At 68.2% G+C, this 17253-nt stretch carries 19 protein-coding genes; all 19 read left to right on the top strand.

Features of this window, described 5'->3' with window-relative positions; genetic code table 11:
- Window positions 1–104 precede the first annotated feature (104 nt).
- The 19 genes from rpmF to ASD35_RS16735 all read left to right on the top strand — a co-directional run bounded on the left by rpmF (window position 105) and on the right by ASD35_RS16735 (window position 17137).
- Entirely contained in the window at window positions 105–290 is a 186-nt protein-coding gene (gene rpmF / locus ASD35_RS16645; protein WP_056876082.1) for a 50S ribosomal protein L32, read from the top strand.
- A gap of 105 nt (window positions 291–395) precedes the next feature.
- A complete protein-coding gene (gene plsX / locus ASD35_RS16650) occupies window positions 396–1490 on the top strand; it encodes a phosphate acyltransferase PlsX (RefSeq protein WP_056876083.1) in 1095 nt (364 codons plus the stop codon).
- Entirely contained in the window at window positions 1487–2485 is a 999-nt protein-coding gene (locus ASD35_RS16655; protein ID WP_056876084.1) for a beta-ketoacyl-ACP synthase III, read from the top strand. Before plsX ends, ASD35_RS16655 begins: the two co-directional genes overlap by 4 nt.
- A 56-nt stretch (window positions 2486–2541) precedes the next feature.
- The gene (fabD, locus tag ASD35_RS16660) at window positions 2542–3489 is read left to right on the top strand and encodes an ACP S-malonyltransferase (protein WP_056876085.1); all 948 of its coding nucleotides are present in this window, start codon (window positions 2542–2544) and stop codon (window positions 3487–3489) included.
- Window position 3490: 1 nt separating this feature from the next.
- Complete coding sequence (gene fabG / locus ASD35_RS16665; RefSeq protein WP_056876086.1) at window positions 3491–4234, top strand: 3-oxoacyl-ACP reductase FabG; 744 nt, start codon at window positions 3491–3493, stop codon at window positions 4232–4234.
- A gap of 87 nt (window positions 4235–4321) precedes the next feature.
- Entirely contained in the window at window positions 4322–4561 is a 240-nt protein-coding gene (acpP, locus tag ASD35_RS16670) for an acyl carrier protein (protein WP_056204266.1), read from the top strand.
- 38 nt (window positions 4562–4599) lie between these two features.
- Window positions 4600–5844, top strand: coding sequence for a beta-ketoacyl-ACP synthase II (fabF, locus tag ASD35_RS16675; RefSeq protein ID WP_056876087.1), 1245 nt, complete (start codon window positions 4600–4602; stop codon window positions 5842–5844).
- Window positions 5845–5856: 12 nt separating this feature from the next.
- Complete coding sequence (locus ASD35_RS16680; protein WP_056876088.1) at window positions 5857–6276, top strand: hypothetical protein; 420 nt, start codon at window positions 5857–5859, stop codon at window positions 6274–6276.
- Window positions 6273–6848 carry a sigma-70 family RNA polymerase sigma factor gene (locus ASD35_RS16685; protein WP_056876089.1) on the top strand — a complete coding sequence of 192 codons (576 nt, stop codon included), beginning with the start codon at window positions 6273–6275 and terminating at the stop codon, window positions 6846–6848. Before ASD35_RS16680 ends, ASD35_RS16685 begins: the two co-directional genes overlap by 4 nt.
- Window positions 6845–7390 carry an RseA family anti-sigma factor gene (locus ASD35_RS16690; protein ID WP_056876090.1) on the top strand — a complete coding sequence of 182 codons (546 nt, stop codon included), beginning with the start codon at window positions 6845–6847 and terminating at the stop codon, window positions 7388–7390. Before ASD35_RS16685 ends, ASD35_RS16690 begins: the two co-directional genes overlap by 4 nt.
- A 63-nt stretch (window positions 7391–7453) precedes the next feature.
- Entirely contained in the window at window positions 7454–8923 is a 1470-nt protein-coding gene (locus ASD35_RS16695; protein WP_056876091.1) for a DegQ family serine endoprotease, read from the top strand.
- 515 nt (window positions 8924–9438) lie between these two features.
- Window positions 9439–11247 (top strand): translation elongation factor 4, encoded by a 1809-nt coding sequence (gene lepA / locus ASD35_RS16700; protein ID WP_056876092.1) that lies wholly within the window; start codon window positions 9439–9441, stop codon window positions 11245–11247.
- Window positions 11248–11281: 34 nt separating this feature from the next.
- Window positions 11282–12259 carry a signal peptidase I gene (gene lepB, locus ASD35_RS16705; protein ID WP_056876093.1) on the top strand — a complete coding sequence of 326 codons (978 nt, stop codon included), beginning with the start codon at window positions 11282–11284 and terminating at the stop codon, window positions 12257–12259.
- Between the two features lie 7 nt (window positions 12260–12266).
- Complete coding sequence (locus ASD35_RS16710) at window positions 12267–12653, top strand: DUF4845 domain-containing protein (protein WP_056876094.1); 387 nt, start codon at window positions 12267–12269, stop codon at window positions 12651–12653.
- A gap of 16 nt (window positions 12654–12669) precedes the next feature.
- Complete coding sequence (gene rnc, locus ASD35_RS16715) at window positions 12670–13374, top strand: ribonuclease III (RefSeq protein WP_200956062.1); 705 nt, start codon at window positions 12670–12672, stop codon at window positions 13372–13374.
- Window positions 13371–14282, top strand: a complete 912-nt coding sequence (gene era, locus ASD35_RS16720; protein ID WP_056876096.1) for a GTPase Era — start codon at window positions 13371–13373, stop codon at window positions 14280–14282. The genes rnc and era overlap by 4 nt, the downstream gene beginning before the upstream one ends.
- Window positions 14283–14292: 10 nt before the next feature.
- Window positions 14293–15063: a DNA repair protein RecO gene (recO, locus tag ASD35_RS16725; protein ID WP_056876097.1), complete on the top strand. Its 771-nt coding sequence runs from the start codon at window positions 14293–14295 to the stop codon at window positions 15061–15063.
- A 123-nt stretch (window positions 15064–15186) separates the two neighbouring features.
- A complete protein-coding gene (locus tag ASD35_RS16730; RefSeq protein ID WP_056876098.1) occupies window positions 15187–16635 on the top strand; it encodes a hypothetical protein in 1449 nt (482 codons plus the stop codon).
- Between the two features lie 73 nt (window positions 16636–16708).
- Entirely contained in the window at window positions 16709–17137 is a 429-nt protein-coding gene (locus ASD35_RS16735) for a hypothetical protein (RefSeq protein WP_157275619.1), read from the top strand.
- Window positions 17138–17253 lie beyond the last annotated feature (116 nt).

The following is a 17253-nucleotide window of genomic DNA, read 5'->3' on the forward strand; positions in this document are numbered from 1 at the left end:
GCATTCGCTGCTACACTCGCGGGCTTTTCTGCGGCCTGGAGTTCGAGCCTTGATCTCGCTCCCAGGGGTCGCGTCCCCCATTTCCGCAGAGTCTGGAGAATTTCATGGCTGTTCAGCAAAACAAGAAGTCGCCTTCCAAGCGCGGCATGCACCGTTCGCACAATGCCCTGGTCACGCCCGGCACGGCCATCGAGCCGACGACCGGCGAAGTGCACCTGCGTCACCACATCAGCCCCACCGGTTTCTACCGTGGTCGCAAGGTGCTGAAGAGCAAGGCCGACGCGGCTTGATGCTCCGCGCCGCCCCTGGGCGGTGCGCACCGATGAATCTGCCGACCCGGCCTGCGTACCGCGCAGTGCCGGGTTTGGTCTTTGTGGCCCACAAAAACCACTCACATGACCTCGCCCCTGCCTGAACCGATCCGGCTGGCCGTCGACTGCATGGGCGGCGACCACGGCCCCTCGGTGACGTTGCCGGCCTGCCGCGCCTTCCTCGACAAGCATCCCGGTGCCGAACTCATTCTCGTCGGCAAGCCCGAGGCGCTGACGGCCGCTGCAGCCTGGCCGCGCTGCCGCGTCTTCGCGGCCAGCGAGGTCGTGACGATGGAGGACCCGATCGAGGTGGCGCTGCGCCGCAAGCGCGACTCGTCGATGCGCGTCGCCATCCAGCAGCTGAAGGCCGATCGCGACGGCAACCCCGCCCAGGCGCATGCCTGCGTGTCCGCCGGCAACACCGGCGCGCTGATGGCGGTGGCCCGCTACGTGCTGAAGACGCTCGACGGCATCGACCGCCCGGCCATTGCCACCGTCATGCCCAACCAGCGCGGCCGCTTCACGACCGTGCTGGACCTGGGCGCCAACGTCGACTGCACGGCCGAGCATCTGCTGCAGTTCGCCGTCATGGGCAGCGCGCTGGTCTCGGCCGTCGAGGGCAACGAGGAGCCGAGCGTCGGCCTGCTCAACATCGGCGAAGAGGCCATCAAGGGCAGCGAGACCATCAAGCAGGCCGGCGAGCTGCTGCGCGCCGCGGGCGCGGCCGGCCGGCTGAACTTCTTCGGCAACGTCGAGGGCAACGACATCTACAAGGGCACGACGGACATCGTCGTCTGCGACGGCTTCGTCGGCAATGTCATGCTCAAGACCTCGGAAGGCCTAGCCACGATGATGGGCGCCTTCATCAAGGAGGAGTTCAGCCGCAACCTGCTGGCCAAGGCGGCCGCGTTGATTGCGATGCCGGTGCTGAAAGCCTTCAAGCACCGCGTCGACCACCGCCGCTTCAATGGCGCGGCGCTGCTGGGCCTGCGCGGGCTGGTCTTCAAGAGCCACGGCTCGGCCGACGCCTTCGCCTTCGAGATGGCCCTGGCACGCGCTTATGATGCCGCCCGCAACCGGCTGCTTGACCGGGTCCACGACCGCATCGTCGCCACGCTGCAAGCCAGGGCGGGCGATGCTGGAGACAACGCGGCGAACTCCGTCGCGCAGGCTGCATGAGCCCTACTGGAACCACCCCCCACCGCTACTCCCGCATCCTCGGCACCGGCAGTTTCCTGCCGGCCGACCGCGTGACCAACCAGGACCTCGCCGCGCGCCTCGCGGCCGATGGCATCGAGACCTCCGACGAGTGGATCGTCGAGCGCACCGGCATCCGCGCCCGCCATTTCGCGGCGCCGGACGAAGCCGCCAGCGACCTGGCCTTCCCGGCCGCGCAGGCCGCGCTCGAAGCGGCCGGCGTCAAGGCCGAGGAGCTGGACCTCATCATTGTCGCCACGTCCACGCCGGACATGGTCTTCCCGTCCACCGCCTGCCTGCTGCAGCGCAAGCTGGGCGTGCACGGCTGTGCGGCGTTCGATGTGCAGGCCGTCTGCTCCGGCTTCGTCTACGCCCTCAGCGTGGCCGACGCGATGATCAAGAGTGGTGCGGCGAGCAAGGCGCTGGTCGTCGGCGCCGAAGTGTTCTCGCGCATCCTCGACTTCAAGGACCGCACCACCTGCGTGCTGTTCGGTGACGGCGCCGGCGCCGTCGTGCTGGGCGCGAGCGTTGAGCCCGGCATCCTCGCCACCGAACTGCATGCTGACGCGCGCCACGTCGACATCCTCTGCACGCCGGGCAGCGTCAGCGGCGGCCAGGTCATCGGCACGCCGCTGCTGAAGATGGACGGCCAGGCGGTCTTCAAGCTGGCCGTCGGCGTGCTCGAGAAGGTCGCACGCTCGGTGCTCGACAAGGCCGGCATGACGGACGCCGACATCGACTGGCTGATCCCGCACCAGGCCAACATCCGCATCATGCAGGGCACGGCCAAGAAGCTGAAGATGGACCTGAGCAAGCTCATCGTCACCGTCGACGAGCATGGCAACACGTCGGCCGCCTCGGTGCCGCTGGCGCTGGACGTCGCCGTGCGCAGCGGCCGCATCCAGCGGGGCGACACGGTCATGCTGGAGGGCGTGGGCGGCGGCTTCACCTGGGGCGCGGCCCTGCTGAAGTACTGACCTCCAAGCTTGCCATCCGGCACTCTTGCGACCGCGACTGATTTGGAACTGATCACATGACTGCACCTTTTGCCGTTGTCTTCCCCGGCCAGGGCTCGCAGGCCGTCGGCATGCTCGACGCCTGGGGCGACCATCCGGAAGTCCGCCTCGTCCTGGAAGAAGCCTCCGCCGTCCTCGGCGAGGACATCGGCGCGCTGATCCACGCCGGCCCCAAGGATCAGCTGGACCTGACGACCAACACCCAACCCGTCATGCTCACGGCCGGCATCGCCTGCTGGCGCGCCTTCGTCGCCGAGACCGGCGCGGTGCCCGTCGCGGCCGCCGGCCATTCGCTCGGCGAATACACCGCCCTCGTCGCTGCCGGTGCGCTGAGCCTGGCCGATGCGCTGCCGCTGGTGCGCTTCCGCGCCCAGGCGATGCAGGAGGCCGTACCGGTCGGCACGGGCGCGATGTACGCCATCCTGGGGCTGGACGGCGACGCCGTGCGCGCAGGCTGTGCCCAGGCTGCGGCGGAAACGGGCGAGGCGATCGAGGCCGTCAACTTCAACGACCCCAAGCAGACCGTGATCGCCGGCAGCAAGGCCGGCGCCGAAAAGGCGGCCGAGATCCTGAAGGCGGCGGGCGCCAAGCGCGCGCTGCCGCTGCCGGTGTCGGCGCCGTTCCACTCCAGCCTGATGAAGCCGGCCGCCGAGCGCCTGAAGGAGAAGTTGGCGAGCGTGCAATTCAAGGCGGCGGCTTTCCCGGTCATCAACAACATCGATGTCGCCGTCACCGACAGCGACGATGCGATGCGCGACGCGCTGTACCGCCAGGCCTTCGGCCCGGTGCGCTGGGTCGAGGTCGTGCAGGCGCTGAAGGCGCGCGGCGTCGTCCACCTGATCGAAGCCGGCCCCGGCAAGGTGCTGAGCGGCATGGCCAAGCGCATCGACGCTGAACTGCAGGCCGCCTGCGTCTTCGACCCCGCCTCGCTGGCCGAGGCCCGCTCGCTGCTGGGAGGCGGCTGACATGACTGAATCCGTAAGCAAGGGCGTTGCCCTCGTCACCGGCGCCAGCCGCGGCATCGGCCGCGCGATCGCGCTGGCATTGGCCCATGAAGGCTGGCGCGTCATCGGTACGGCCACGACCGAGTCCGGCGCCGCCGGCATCACCGAGGCGCTCGCCGCCCACGGCGGCCGCGGCATTGCGCTGAACGTGACCGACGCCGCCGCCAGCCAGGCTGCCGTGGACGACATCGTCGCCAAGGAAGGCGGGCTGCACGTGCTCGTCAACAACGCCGGCATCACGCGCGACACGCTGTCCATGCGCATGAAGGATGACGACTGGGACGCCGTGCTGGACACGAATCTCAAGGCCGTGTTCCGCCTCGCCCGAGCGGCCACCAAGCCGATGATGAAGCAGCGCAGCGGCCGCATCATCAACATCACCTCCGTCGTCGGCGCCTCCGGCAATGCCGGCCAGGCCAATTACGCCGCCGCCAAGGCCGGCGTGGCGGGCCTGACGCGTTCGCTAGCCCGTGAACTGGGCAGCCGCGGCATCACCGTCAACTGCGTCGCGCCGGGCTTCATCGCCACCGACATGACCGAGGTGCTACCCGAGGCGCAGAAGACCGCTCTGCTGGCGCAGATCCCGCTAGGCCGCCTCGGCGCGCCAGAGGAAATCGCCGCCGCCGTCGTCTTCCTGGCGTCACCCGGCGGGGCTTACATCACGGGCACCGAACTGCACGTCAACGGCGGCATGTACATGGCCTGATTTGGCCCGGGCGCGCCGATTTAGGGGCGCCCATCTAGAGCCCGTAGAATGCTGGGCTGTTTTCTGCAAACCCCTCCTGGAGGAGTCATGAGCGATATCGAAGCACGAGTCAAGAAAATCATCGCCGAGCAACTCGGCGTGGCTGAGGCCGACGTCACGAACGAGAAGGCGTTCGTCGCCGACCTGGGCGCCGATTCTCTGGACACCGTGGAACTGGTGATGGCCCTCGAAGACGAGTTCGGCATCGAGATCCCCGACGAAGAGGCCGAGAAGATCACCACCGTGCAGTTGGCGATCGACTACGCCGTCAAGCACCAGAAGGCCTGAGGGCCTTCTTCTCTCTCCCGTTATCTGATCCGCACCGCATGAGCCGTCGTCGCGTCGTCGTCACCGGTCTTGGCCTGATCAGTCCCGTCGGCAATACCGTTGCCGAAGGCTGGGCCAATATCCTCGCCGGGCGTTCCGGCATCGCCACCGTCACCCGCTTCGACGCCAGCAACCTGGCGTGCCATTTCGCGGGTGAGGTCAAGGGCTTCCAGATCGAGGACTACATCCCCGCGAAGGAAGCCCGGCACATGGATGGTTTCATCCATTACGGCTTGGCGGCGGCCTTCCAGGCGGTACGTGATGCTGGCCTGCCCACGGGCGACCAGCTGACCGAAGAACAGGCCGAGCGCATCGGCGTGCTCGTGGGTTCCGGCATCGGCGGCCTGCCGCTGATCGAGGACACCAAGACCGAGCTGATCAACCGTGGCCCGCGCCGCATCTCGCCGTTCTTCATCCCGGCGTCGATCATCAACATGATCTCGGGCCACGTCTCCATCAACTTCGGCTTCCAGGGCCCCAACCTGGCGATCGTGACGGCCTGTACCACGGGCTTGCACGCGATCGGCGAAGCCGGCCGCATCATCGAGTATGGCGACGCCGACGTGATGATCGCGGGCGGCTCGGAAGGCGCGGTCTCGCCGCTGGGCATCGGCGGTTTCGCCGCCGCTCGGGCGCTCTCTACCCGCAACGGCGACCCCGCAACTGCATCCCGCCCCTGGGACAAGGATCGCGACGGCTTCGTGCTCGGTGAGGGTGCCGGCGTGCTGGTGCTCGAAGAGTACGAACACGCGAAGAAGCGCGGCGCCAAGATCTATTGCGAACTGGCCGGCTTCGGCATGGGCGCGGACGCGTTCCACATGACCGCGCCGAACGTCGACGGCCCCAAGCGCTCCATGCGCAACGCGCTGCGCAACGCCGGCCTCAACCCCGACGAGGTTCAGTACATGAACGCGCACGGCACGTCCACGCCGCTGGGCGACGTGAACGAGACCAACGCGATCAAGCTGGCCTTCAGCGATCACGCGAAGAACATGGTCGTCAGCTCGACCAAGTCCATGACCGGCCACCTGCTGGGCGGCGCGGGCGGCATCGAGTCGGTGTTCACCGCGCTGGCCATCCGCGACCAGGTCGCGCCGCCGACGATCAACATCTTCAACCAGGATCCCGAGTGCGACCTGGACTACTGCGCCAACGAGGCGCGGCCGATGAAGATCGACGTCGCGGCGAAGAACAATTTTGGTTTCGGCGGCACCAACGGCACGCTGATCTTCAAGCGGGTCTAAGCACGTTCGGCAATGCGCCGCACGCCGCCCGTCGTCGTGTGGCTGCAGCCCCAGCCGGCAGTGCAGGCTGTCGTCGCCTTCATCGCCGCGCTTGCTTCGGCCGGCCTGGCGGTCTGGGCCCTCAGCCATCAGCAAGCCGCCTGGCCTGCGCTGCTGAGCGTGCCTGCCGCGACGCTTTACGCCTGGCGCGCCGCCCGTGTGGCGCCGCGCCGCCTGCGCTGGGACGGCCAGACCTGGTGGCTTGCTGAATCCGACCGTGCAGAGGAAACCGCTGTTCAACTCGCCGTGCTGATCGACCTCGACGCCTGGTTGCTCCTGCGCGCCACCCCCGGGCCACGCTGGTTGCCGCTGGCCCGGCTCCAGCAGGCGGCACAGTGGGGTGCGTTGCGAGCGACGCTTTTCTCCGCGCCCGGCGCAGCCGTGCAGCGATGACTGCCGACGCCGACACGCTGCTGGTGCGCGAAGCCCAGGCCGGCAATCGCAACGCCTTCGACATGCTGGTCCTGAAGTACCAGCGCCGTGTCGAGCGCCTGCTGTCGCGCAGCGTGCACAACCCGGCGGACGTGGCCGACCTGTGCCAGGAGACCTTTCTGGCTGCCTACCGCGCGCTGCCGGCCTTCCGCGGCGACAGCGCTTTCTACACCTGGCTCTACCGCATCGCCATCAACGCCGCCCAGCGCCAACGCGCGCGGCACCGGCCGGTCGAGTCGCTGGACGACGATGAGGGAACTTTCGGCACCTCGGCGTCTCCAAGCGACGATGCGACCCCCGAAGCCTTGCTCGCCAGCCGTCAGGTGGCCCTCGGGCTCAACGAGGCGGTCGAATCCCTGGCCGAAGATCAGCGCCGGGCACTGTTGCTGCGAGAGGTGGATGGCTTGAGCTACGACGAGATCGCCGACTTGATGGGCTGCCCACCGGGCACCGTGCGCTCGCGCATCTTCCGCGCCCGCGAAGCGCTGGCGTCGCGGCTGCGGCCGCTGTTGGGTGGGGGAGGGTGGCGATGAGCGCCGCCGGAACTGCGCTGGATCAGGCGCTGTCCGCCGTGATGGACGGCCGCGCCACGCCCGAGGAATGGGCGCAGGTGAATGCCGCCTGGGCGGGCGATCCCGGGCTGCGCGAGCGCTGGGCGCTGTGGCATACGGCCGGCGACGGCCTGCGTTCGGCCGAGTTGCCTGCCCTGCACCGGGAGCCGCAACGCCTGCTGGATGCACTGCATGCGCGGATGCCGGCGCCCGTCGTCGAGCACCCGCGCCGCCGCGACTGGTTCGCTCCCCTGGCCGTGGCGGCCGGTTTTGTCGCGATGGCCATCGGCGTCGGCGCACTGCGACCCGCGCAGGCGCCGCAAGCCGTTGTCGCCGCTGCGCCGGCCGCCACATCGCGCGTGCAGGGCCTTGCCGGCATGAGCTTTGCGCAGACCGCTGCAGGCCGTACGCTCCCGGCTCTGGGCACGGCGCGGGAAGCCGGCTTGCCGGTGGAGGCGCCACCCGAGATCATCGATTGGGGTCTGGCGCTGCCCGAGCCGGCGGCTTCGCATCCCTTGCCTTGAAGCGCGTCGCGCCTGCCCCATCTGTCTTGTCCGTTCTTCCGTATCGCCTCCCTGGAAATCCATATGCACGCTGAGAACCGCCACCATCCCGCGCGCGCGCGCTTCCTGCTTTCGAGCACGGCACTGGCGCTCACCCTGGCGCTCGGCCAGGCGCCGGCCGTCGCCCAGGCCCGCGAACTGCCGGACTTCAGCGAGCTGGTCGAGCGCGTCGGCCCCGCGGTCGTGAACATCCGCACCGCCGAGAAGGTCAAGGTGCCCGAAGGCCAGGCCGAGATGAACGAGCAGATGCAGGAGTTCTTCCGGCGCTTCGGCATCCCCGTGCCCAACCAGCGCCGTGGCGCCCCGCGCGGCGGCGGCACGCCGGACGATGACGGCCCGATGCGCCGTGGCGTAGGTTCCGGCTTCATCCTCAGCGCCGACGGCTATGTGCTGACCAACGCCCACGTCGTGCAAGGTGCCGATGAGGTCATCGTCACGCTGACCGACAAGCGCGAGCTCAAGGCGAAGCTGATCGGCGCCGACCAGCGCTCCGATGTCGCGGTGGTCAAGGTCGAGGCCACCGGGCTGCCGGTCGTCAAGGTCGGCGACAGCAACAAGGCCAAGGTGGGCGAATGGGTCATGGCCATCGGCTCGCCTTTCGGCCTCGAGAACACGGTGACGGCCGGCATCATCAGCGCCAAGCAGCGCGACACCGGCGACCTGCTGCCGCTGCTGCAGACCGACGTGGCCATCAACCCCGGCAACTCCGGCGGGCCACTCGTCAACCTGCGCGGCGAGGTCATTGGCATCAACTCGCAGATCTACAGCCAGAACGGCGGCTACATGGGCATCTCTTTCGCGATCCCCATCGCTGACGCCATCCGTGTGGCCGATGAACTGCGCGCCGGTGGCCGCGTCGTGCGTGGCTACCTCGGCGTGCTGCCCGACGACATCACCAAGGAAATCGCCGAGGCCATCGGCCTGGGCAAGCCGCAAGGCGCGGTGATCCGTTCGGTGGTCGCCGGAAGCCCTGCCGAGAAGGCCGGCGTAGAGGGCGGCGACGTCGTCACCAAGGTCGACGGCAAGACGGTGGACAAGGCGGCCGACCTGCGCCGCCTGGTCGCCAACGTGAAGCCCGGCGCCAAGACGACGCTGACGGTTTTCCGCCGCGGCACGACCAAGGACATCGTCGTCACCATCGGTGAGGACGAGCGCAGCAAGAAGCCCGGCAGCGGTACCGAAGGCGGCAGCGAGCCGGCGCCCGCCAACGGCCCGAGCGCGGCATTGGGGCTCAAGGTCTCGGAGCTGACCGACGCCCAGCGCAAGGAACTCAAGCTCAAGTCCGGCGTCAAGGTGGACAGTGCCACCGGCGCGGCCGCGCGTGCCGGCCTGCGCGAGGGTGACCTCATCCTGTCGATCGACAACGTCGAGGTGTCCTCGGTCAAGTCCTTCCAGGCGCAGATCGCCAAGGCTGACAAGGCCAAGTCCATGAACCTTGTCGTGCGCCGCGATGACGTCACCAGCTTCGTGTTGCTGAAGCCGGCGGCCCGCTGACCCGCCGATACCGCCGCCGGCCACTCGGGCTTTCCGCGATGCGGCAAGGCCGATGGCCGGCGCGATCAATGTTGTCCACCGTTTGCGGAAGTTGGCGCCGGCTAACTTCGCTAGCCTGGCTGGGATTGTTGGCGCGAACCGCTAAAATCAAGTCCGAACGCGCAAGGGAAAGCGGTATCCAGCGATGGAATCGCGGCCCGTTGGCGATGGCCGGATTTGATCCACAGGCGATCCACAAGCACTTGTGGATAACCTGTGTATGAAATTCCTTGTTGGCAGGCTGCAACGGCCGGAAAACCAATGCTGGTGCGGTTTCCCGGCCGACCCTTTTGGCTACAATGAAAGCCCAACAAGCAGTTGCCATACCTTTTGTTGGAAGGCACGTCGCCTCTTCGACGTGCCTTTTTTTTACCTACGACACGGCGCTCCCGCGCCTTCACATCGCTGCGCGATATGAGTCTGCGGTGCAACGGCTTCGCCGTTGTGTCTTCAGCCACCCAGCGCAGTAGGTCAGCATGAACCACATCCGCAACTTCTCCATCATTGCCCACATCGACCACGGCAAGAGCACATTGGCCGACCGCATCATCCAGCGCTGCGGAGGTCTGTCGGACCGCGAGATGGAGGCGCAGGTGCTGGACTCGATGGACCTGGAACGCGAACGCGGCATCACGATCAAGGCGCAGACCGCAGCACTGCAGTACAAGGCCAAGGACGGCAAGGTCTACAACCTGAACCTGATCGACACGCCGGGCCATGTGGACTTCTCTTATGAAGTCAGCCGTTCGTTGTCGGCCTGCGAGGGCGCTCTGCTGGTCGTCGATGCCAGCCAAGGGGTCGAGGCGCAGACGGTGGCCAACTGCTACACGGCGCTGGACCTCGGCGTCGAGGTGGTGCCGGTGCTGAACAAGATGGACCTGGCATCCGCCGACCCTGACAACGCCAAGGCCGAGATCGAGGACGTCATCGGCATCGACGCCGACGACGCGATCCCGTGCTCGGCCAAGACCGGCATGGGCATCGACGAGATCATCGAAGCCGTCATCGCCCGCATGCCGCCGCCGCGCGGCAACCCGGACGCGCCGCCGCGGGCCATGATCATCGACGCCTGGTTCGACAACTATGTCGGCGTGGTCATGCTGGTGCGCGTGGTGGATGGCGAGCTCAGGAAGGGCGAGCGCATCCGCATGATGAACACCAACACGGTCTACCCCATCGAGCACATGGGCGTGTTCACGCCCAAGAGCGAGAACCGCGACGGGCTCAAGGCCGGCGAGGTGGGCTTCATCATCTGCGGCATCAAGGAACTGGCCGCGGCCAAGGTGGGCGACACCGTCACGCTGGAAAAGAAGCTGCCCAACAACGCCGGCCCGGCGACCGAGGCGCTGCCCGGCTTCAAGGAGATCCAGCCGCAGGTCTTTGCCGGCCTGTACCCGACCGAGGCCAGCGAGTACGACCAGCTGCGCGACGCGCTGGAGAAGCTCAGCCTCAACGACTCCTCGCTGCGCTACGAGCCCGAGGTGTCGCAGGCGCTGGGCTTCGGCTTCCGCTGCGGCTTCCTGGGCCTGCTGCACATGGAGATCGTGCAGGAGCGCCTGGAGCGCGAGTTCGACCAGGACCTCGTCACGACCGCGCCCAGCGTCATCTATGAGGTGGAGCTGAACACGGGCGAGGTCATCCAGGTCGAGAACCCGTCCAAGATGCCCGAGATCGGTGCCATGCGCGAGATCCGCGAGCCCATCGTCACGGTGCATCTCTACATGCCGCAGGACTACGTCGGTGTCGTCATGACACTGGCCAACCAGAAGCGCGGCGTGCAGCTCAACATGGCCTACCACGGCAAGCAGGTCATGCTGACGTACGAGATCCCGCTGGCCGAGATCGTGCTGGACTTCTTCGACAAGCTGAAGTCGGCGTCGCGCGGCTACGCCTCCATGGACTACGAGTTCAAGGAGTACCGCGCGGCCGACGTCGTCAAGGTCGACATCCTGATCAACGGCGAGAAGGTCGACCCGCTGTCCATGATCGTGCACCGCAGCCAGAGCCAGTACCGCGGCCGCGGCGTGGCTGCCAAGATGCGCGAGCAGATCCCGCGGCAGATGTACGACGTGGCCATCCAGGCGGCCATCGGCGCCAACATCATCGCCCGCGAGAACATCAAGGCGCTGCGCAAGAACGTGCTGGCAAAATGCTACGGCGGTGACATCACCCGCAAGCGCAAGCTGCTGGAAAAGCAAAAAGCCGGCAAGAAGCGCATGAAGCAGATCGGCTCGGTGGAAGTGCCGCAAGAAGCCTTCCTCGCCATCCTGCAAGTCGACGACTGAACTCCACCGCCCACCCGCCTTGAAAACCTCCCTGATGAGCGTTCTGACCGGTCTCCTGTACGCGGCCCTGGTGGCCTACCTCGGCGGCTGGTACGTCGGACGCTGGACCGGCAACTTCGCGCTGCTGCTCTTCGTGCTGACGGCCGTGACCATGCTGTACTGGCTGGCCGAGCGTTTCCATTTCGCGCCGGCCCGTGGCCGGGCGGCGCAGACCCTGCTCGACAACGACGCCAAGCGCCGTGAGACGCTGGCCGCCCAAGGCATCAGCCGCGTGGACGGCGACATCGAGCCGGCGCGCCAGCAGATCCTGCAGCAGCCCTGGTGGCTGGACTGGACCGCCGGGCTGTTCCCGGTGATCCTGGTCGTGTTCCTGCTGCGCAGCTTCCTGTTCGAGCCTTTCAAGATCCCGTCGGGCTCCATGGTGCCGACGCTGCTGGTGGGCGACCTCATCCTGGTGAACAAGTTCCACTACGGCGTGCGCCTGCCGGTGATCAACAAGAAGATCATCGCCAACAACGACGTCAAGCGCGGCGACGTGATGGTGTTCCGCTACCCCGAGGACCCGAGCACCGACTTCATCAAGCGCGTGGCCGGCATCCCCGGCGACGAGGTGAGCTACATCAACCAGAAGCTCTACATCAACGGCAAGGCCGCGCCCGTGCAGCCCCAGGGCAACTTCTACGACGAGGACGCCCGCGTCTACCGCCCGCGCTTCCTGGAGAAGCTCGGCGAGCGGGAGCACCAGATCCTCGTGCAGCCCGATGCGCAGCGTTTCTTCCGCGCCGACCGCGCCGACGGTCCGTTCCCCTTCAGCGAGAACTGCCGCTACACCATCGAAGGCGTGACCTGCAAGGTGCCGGCCGGCCACTACTTCATGCTGGGCGACAACCGTGACAACTCGCGCGATTCGCGCTTCTGGGGCTTCGTGCCGGACGAGAACATCGTCGGCCGCGCCTTCATGGTCTGGATGAATTTCGGTAACCTCAAGCGTGTCGGTACCTTCTTCGATTGATGCCCAGATGACTTCCTGCCGTCGTTCCACGCCATCGTCATCCTCCCGCCCGCAGCGCGGCCTCTCGCTGATCGGCCTGCTGTTCTGGGGCGGCATCATCGCGGTGCTGGCCGTCGTCGCCATGAAGGTCTTTCCCACCGTGCTCGAGTACTACACGGTGAAGAAGGTCGTCGACCGCATCGCCGCCGGCAACCCGGCCACCGTGCCGCAGGTGCGCCAGGAGTTCGAGAGGGCCACCCAGGTCGAGTACTCCATCCAGAGCATCAAGAGCAGCGATCTCTCGATCAGCAAGGACGGCAACGACAAGGTCGTCATCGAGTTCGCCTATGACAAGGAGATCGACCTGGCCGGGCCGGTCTACCTGCTCATCAAGTACCGGGGCAAGTCGCGTTGACGCCAGCCCCGTGCCGATGAACGCCGCGCTGGACGACCTGCAACGCCGCCTCGGCCACCGCTTCCAGCGACCCGAGCTTCTGGCGCGGGCCCTGACCCACCGCAGCTATGGTGCCGACCACAACGAGCGCCTGGAATTCCTCGGCGATGCCGTGCTCAGCCTGGCCGTGTCCAGCCTGCTCTACGAACATCACGCCGGCTCCGACGAAGGCGACCTGACGCGTGTGCGCGCCCATCTCGTGCGCGAGGACAGCCTGCATAAGCTTGGCCTGGCCCTGGGCCTGCCGGCGGTGCTGAAGATGTCCGACGGTGAGGCCCGCGGCGGCGGCGCGCAGCGACCGTCCATCCTCGCGGATGCGGTCGAGGCCGTGCTGGGTGCGGCCTACATCGACGGCGGCTACGACGCGGCGCTGGCCATCGTGCGTCGCCTGCTGGCCGAGACCATCGCCAGCGCCAGCAGCACCGGCGATTTCGGCAAGGACGCCAAGACCGCTCTACAGGAATGGCTGCAGGCCCGCCGCATCGCGGTGCCCAGCTACCGTATCGTGGCGACGCGCGGCCAGGCGCATGCCCAGACCTTCGAGGTCGAATGCGCGGTGCCGGCGCTCGACGTGGCAGAACTGGGCGAAGGCCGCTCGCGCCGCATCGCCGAGCAGGAGGCCGCCCGCCGCCTGCTGGATCGCCTTCAGGACAGATCGACCGCCGAACGAGGCAAACCATGACCGAGACCACCAAGCCCGCATCCGAAGTTCCGCAGCGCTGTGGCCTCATCGCCATCGTCGGCCGGCCCAACGTCGGCAAGTCCACGCTGCTGAACGCCCTCGTCGGGCAGAAGGTCAGCATCACCTCCGACAAGGCCCAGACGACGCGCCACCGCATCACCGGCGTGCGCACGGTGGACGAGGCGCAGTTCGTGTTCGTCGACACGCCGGGCTTCCAGACCAAGCACAACGCCGCGCTGAACCGCACGCTGAACCGCACCGTGCACGGCGTGCTGGCCGACGTGGACCTGGTGCTGTTCGTCGTGGAGGCCGGCCGCTTCGGGCTGGACGACGCCAAGGTGCTGGGCCTGCTGCCCGAGGACAAGCCGGTCGTGCTGATCGCCAACAAGCTCGACGCCGTGCACCGCCGCGCCGAGCTGGCGCCCTGGCTCAAGGGCATGCAGGAGCGCCGCAACTTCACCGAGTTCGTGCCGCTGTCGGCCAAGAAGGAGGCCGACGTCACGCGCCTGTTCAAGATCCTCAAGCCCTACCTGCCCGAGCAGGGCTGGTTCTACGAGGAAGACGCGCTGACCGACCGCAGCGAGAAGTTCCTCGCCAGCGAGATCATCCGCGAGAAGCTGTTCCGCCTCACCGGCGACGAGCTGCCCTACACGTCCACCGTCGTCATCGACAAGTGGGAGGAGGAGGGCGAGCTGCGCCGCATCAGCGCCAGCATCGTCGTCGAGCGCGACGCCCACAAGGGCATGATCATCGGCCAGGGTGGCGAGCGCCTGAAGCGCATCGGCTCGGAGTCGCGCCAGGAGCTGGAGCACCTGATGGACGGCCGCGTGTTCCTGGAGCTGTGGGTGAAGGTGCGCTCGGGCTGGGCGGATACCGAAGAGCATCTGCGCAGCTACGGCTACGAGTGATCGCCACACGATGAGGCTCACGCGCCCGCCGGCGCTTCAGCAGGCCTACGTGCTGCACCAGCACGACTGGAGCGAGTCCAGCCTCATCCTCGACCTGTTCACGCGCGAGTCCGGCCGCGTCGCCGTGGCGGCCAAGGGCGCCAAGCGTCCGTACTCGCAGCTGCGCGCGGTGCTGCTGCCGCTGCAGCGCATCTCGGTCAGCCTAAGCAAGCCGGCCAAGGCCGATGGCGGCGAGGTGCAGACGCTGCGCAGCGCCGAGTGGGGCGGCGGCGCCACGCTGCCCAGCGGCGCCGCGCTGTTCTCCGGCTACTACCTCAACGAGCTGCTGCTCAAGCTGCTGGCCCGCCACGACCCGCACCCGCAGCTCTTCGACGCCTACGCCGATGCGCTGGCGCACCTGGCCGAGGGCGATGCCGCGCTGCGCGCCTTCGAGATCAAGCTGCTGGCCGAACTCGGGCTGCTGCCCGACCTCAGCGTCGTCACGCCCACGCAGACGCCCATCGAGCCGGCGCGGCGGTATCAGCTCTCGCCCGAATCCGGCCTGATCCCGCCCACGGGCGACGCCCACCTGCCCGGCAGCCTGCTCATCCAGCTGCAGGCGGCCCTGCTGCATGGCAGCCCGGCCGCGCTGCGCCAGGCCTGCGCGGCCGAGCTGCCGGCGCTGAAGACGACGCTGCGCGGGCTGCTGCACTACCACCTGGGCCACCAGTCGCTGCGCACCCGCTCGCTGATGGTCGAAGTGCAGCAGTTGCTGGACGGCGCTAGGGTCAGCCGCAGCTAGGGTCGCGCCGGGGCTAGGGGCAGACGCAGCTTTCGGCGCGGCCGGTCGCTGCGAAGAATGTGCGCACGAGCTGGTGCTGCATGGCAGCCCCGGTGCCTTGCAGTCCAAACGAAAGCGCCTCCCATGCCGCCCAATACCGTCGACACCGCCGTCAAGGACATCCGCCATCACATGGAGACGGGGTGGTTCAACCCCGTCACCAACGACGACATCAAGAGCGTCAAGTCCATCCTGTCCAACCTCGACGCGGCAGACAGCCGCGCGGTGATCGGCAAGCTCGGCGCGGACGAGCTGCGCAAGATCGCCGACGAGATGAACGACGACGCGTGGTTCGGCAATGGCGGGCTGAGCCATGGCGAGCGCCGCGACTTCTTCAACGAGATGGCGCGCGACCTGGGTGGCGCCGAACTGGCCAGGCTGTCGCAGGCCTTTGACCGCACGACCGGCCGCCAGACCTCGCGCGACCGCCTGCTGGCCGACGACAACATCACCGCGCTGGCCGCCGCCGTCGGCCAGCACGGCAGCAACCAGACCAAGCTCGACTTCATCGGCCAGCTGGCCGGCGCGTCCACCGACCAGACCGCCATCGACACGATGCACGAGTCGCGCCTGCACGACCCGCAGGCCCGCGCGATCGCCGAGGTGATCGGCAGCATGGAGAACAGCCCCGCCACCGCGCAGCAGGCGCTGCAGAGCCTGCAGCCCGATCAGCGCCTGGCGGTGCTGAAGGCGGCAGCCAACGAGACCCTCCTCGTCGGCGGCGCCATGGGCGGCGTCGGCGCGGTGCGCACCGACACGGCGGCGCTCGAGCAACTGCTGAAGGTTGCCAGCCGCATCGGCGATGCCGACACCAAGGCGCGCGTCTTCGCCGACGCCGCCTCGGTGATGACCGACCTGGCCAGCCGCGGCCGCGGCGACGCGGCCGAGAGCGTGCGGCGCAGCATGGGCCAGCTCGTTCTCAGCGACACCAACGGCGTGATGCGCGAGCTGGCCGCCAACCGCGAGACCGCCAACGGCTCGGCGCTGGCGTCCTACGCCAAGGCCTCGCTGAATGCCAAGGACTTCGACGCCCTCGGCGAGATCCAGGCGCAGATCTCATTGGGCAACGGCAAGAACGAGGATCCGGCCGCCCGCTTCGAGGCCCAGGTGCAGGCGCCCGGCGGCGGCCAGCGCTACGTCAACGCGGAGACCGCCGGCTACTTCGCCGGCGCGGTGAGCGCGGCCGTCAAGAGCATCACGACGGACGCCAAGGAGCAGGGCGACCTGATCAACGCGACGCTGAAGAGCGTGCTGACCATCGTCGACAAGACCGCCGGCCGCGCCCATCCCGGCGTGGGCATCGCCGCCTCGGTGCTGAAGGAGTGGACGCAGTTCGGCGTCAAGGCGGCCATGGATGCGAAGATCAGCGCTCAGGTCAGTGCCGACGACAAGCTGTTCTGGGCCTTGGTGCCGAGCGTCGCCACGCGTCAGCTGCCGAACGGCCTGCCGGACCTGGAGCAGGCCGCCAGCAGTGGCGCCGGCTCGGCCTTCAACGGCACCTGGATCGTCACCCGCGAACATGCCAAGCCATGAACGACAAATCCTTGCAGACCCGGCTCGCCGCGCGCGGTTGCGCACCAGCCTCTGGCTCGCCGCGGGTCTGGCCATGAGCAGCGCCGTCGTGGACGCCGCACCCGCCGTCGCCTTGCCCGCCCCGCCGGCCGGCGCCGTCGCGGTGGACTGGGACCATTTCGGCGAGCCGTCGCTGTCCGCCGCGCGGCGTGCCAACGTGGCGGCCAGCCGCGAGTTGCTGCTGCCGGCCGCCGGCGTGAACGTGGCGGTGGACACCCAGCTCTACCGCCTGCCCGGCGATGCCCCCTGGGAGCGGGTGCTGGGCCATTACCAGCAGAGGACGACGCCTGGTTGGAGGCCCGCGGCCGGCCCCGCCCGGGTGGACCCCGGCAACCCGGCCCGGCAGCAGCGCTTCATCGCGGCAGGCGACCCCGCGCAGCGCTTCGCCATCGTGTGGCTGCCGCCCGTCGGCGAGGTGCGCGATGGCCTGCTGATGGTGCTGCGCACGGCCTCGGCGCGCTGAAAAGCCGCTTCGTCGCAGCCGCCGGGCCAGGTGCCGACGGCTTTACCGTGCCCGGCGAGGCGGCGGTTCCCGCTCCACTACCATCCGGGCTACCCGCCGCCCCCGCCGCTGCTTCC

The sequence above is a fragment of the Pelomonas sp. Root1444 genome (assembly GCF_001426885.1).
Lineage (GTDB): Bacteria > Pseudomonadota > Gammaproteobacteria > Burkholderiales > Burkholderiaceae_C > Pelomonas.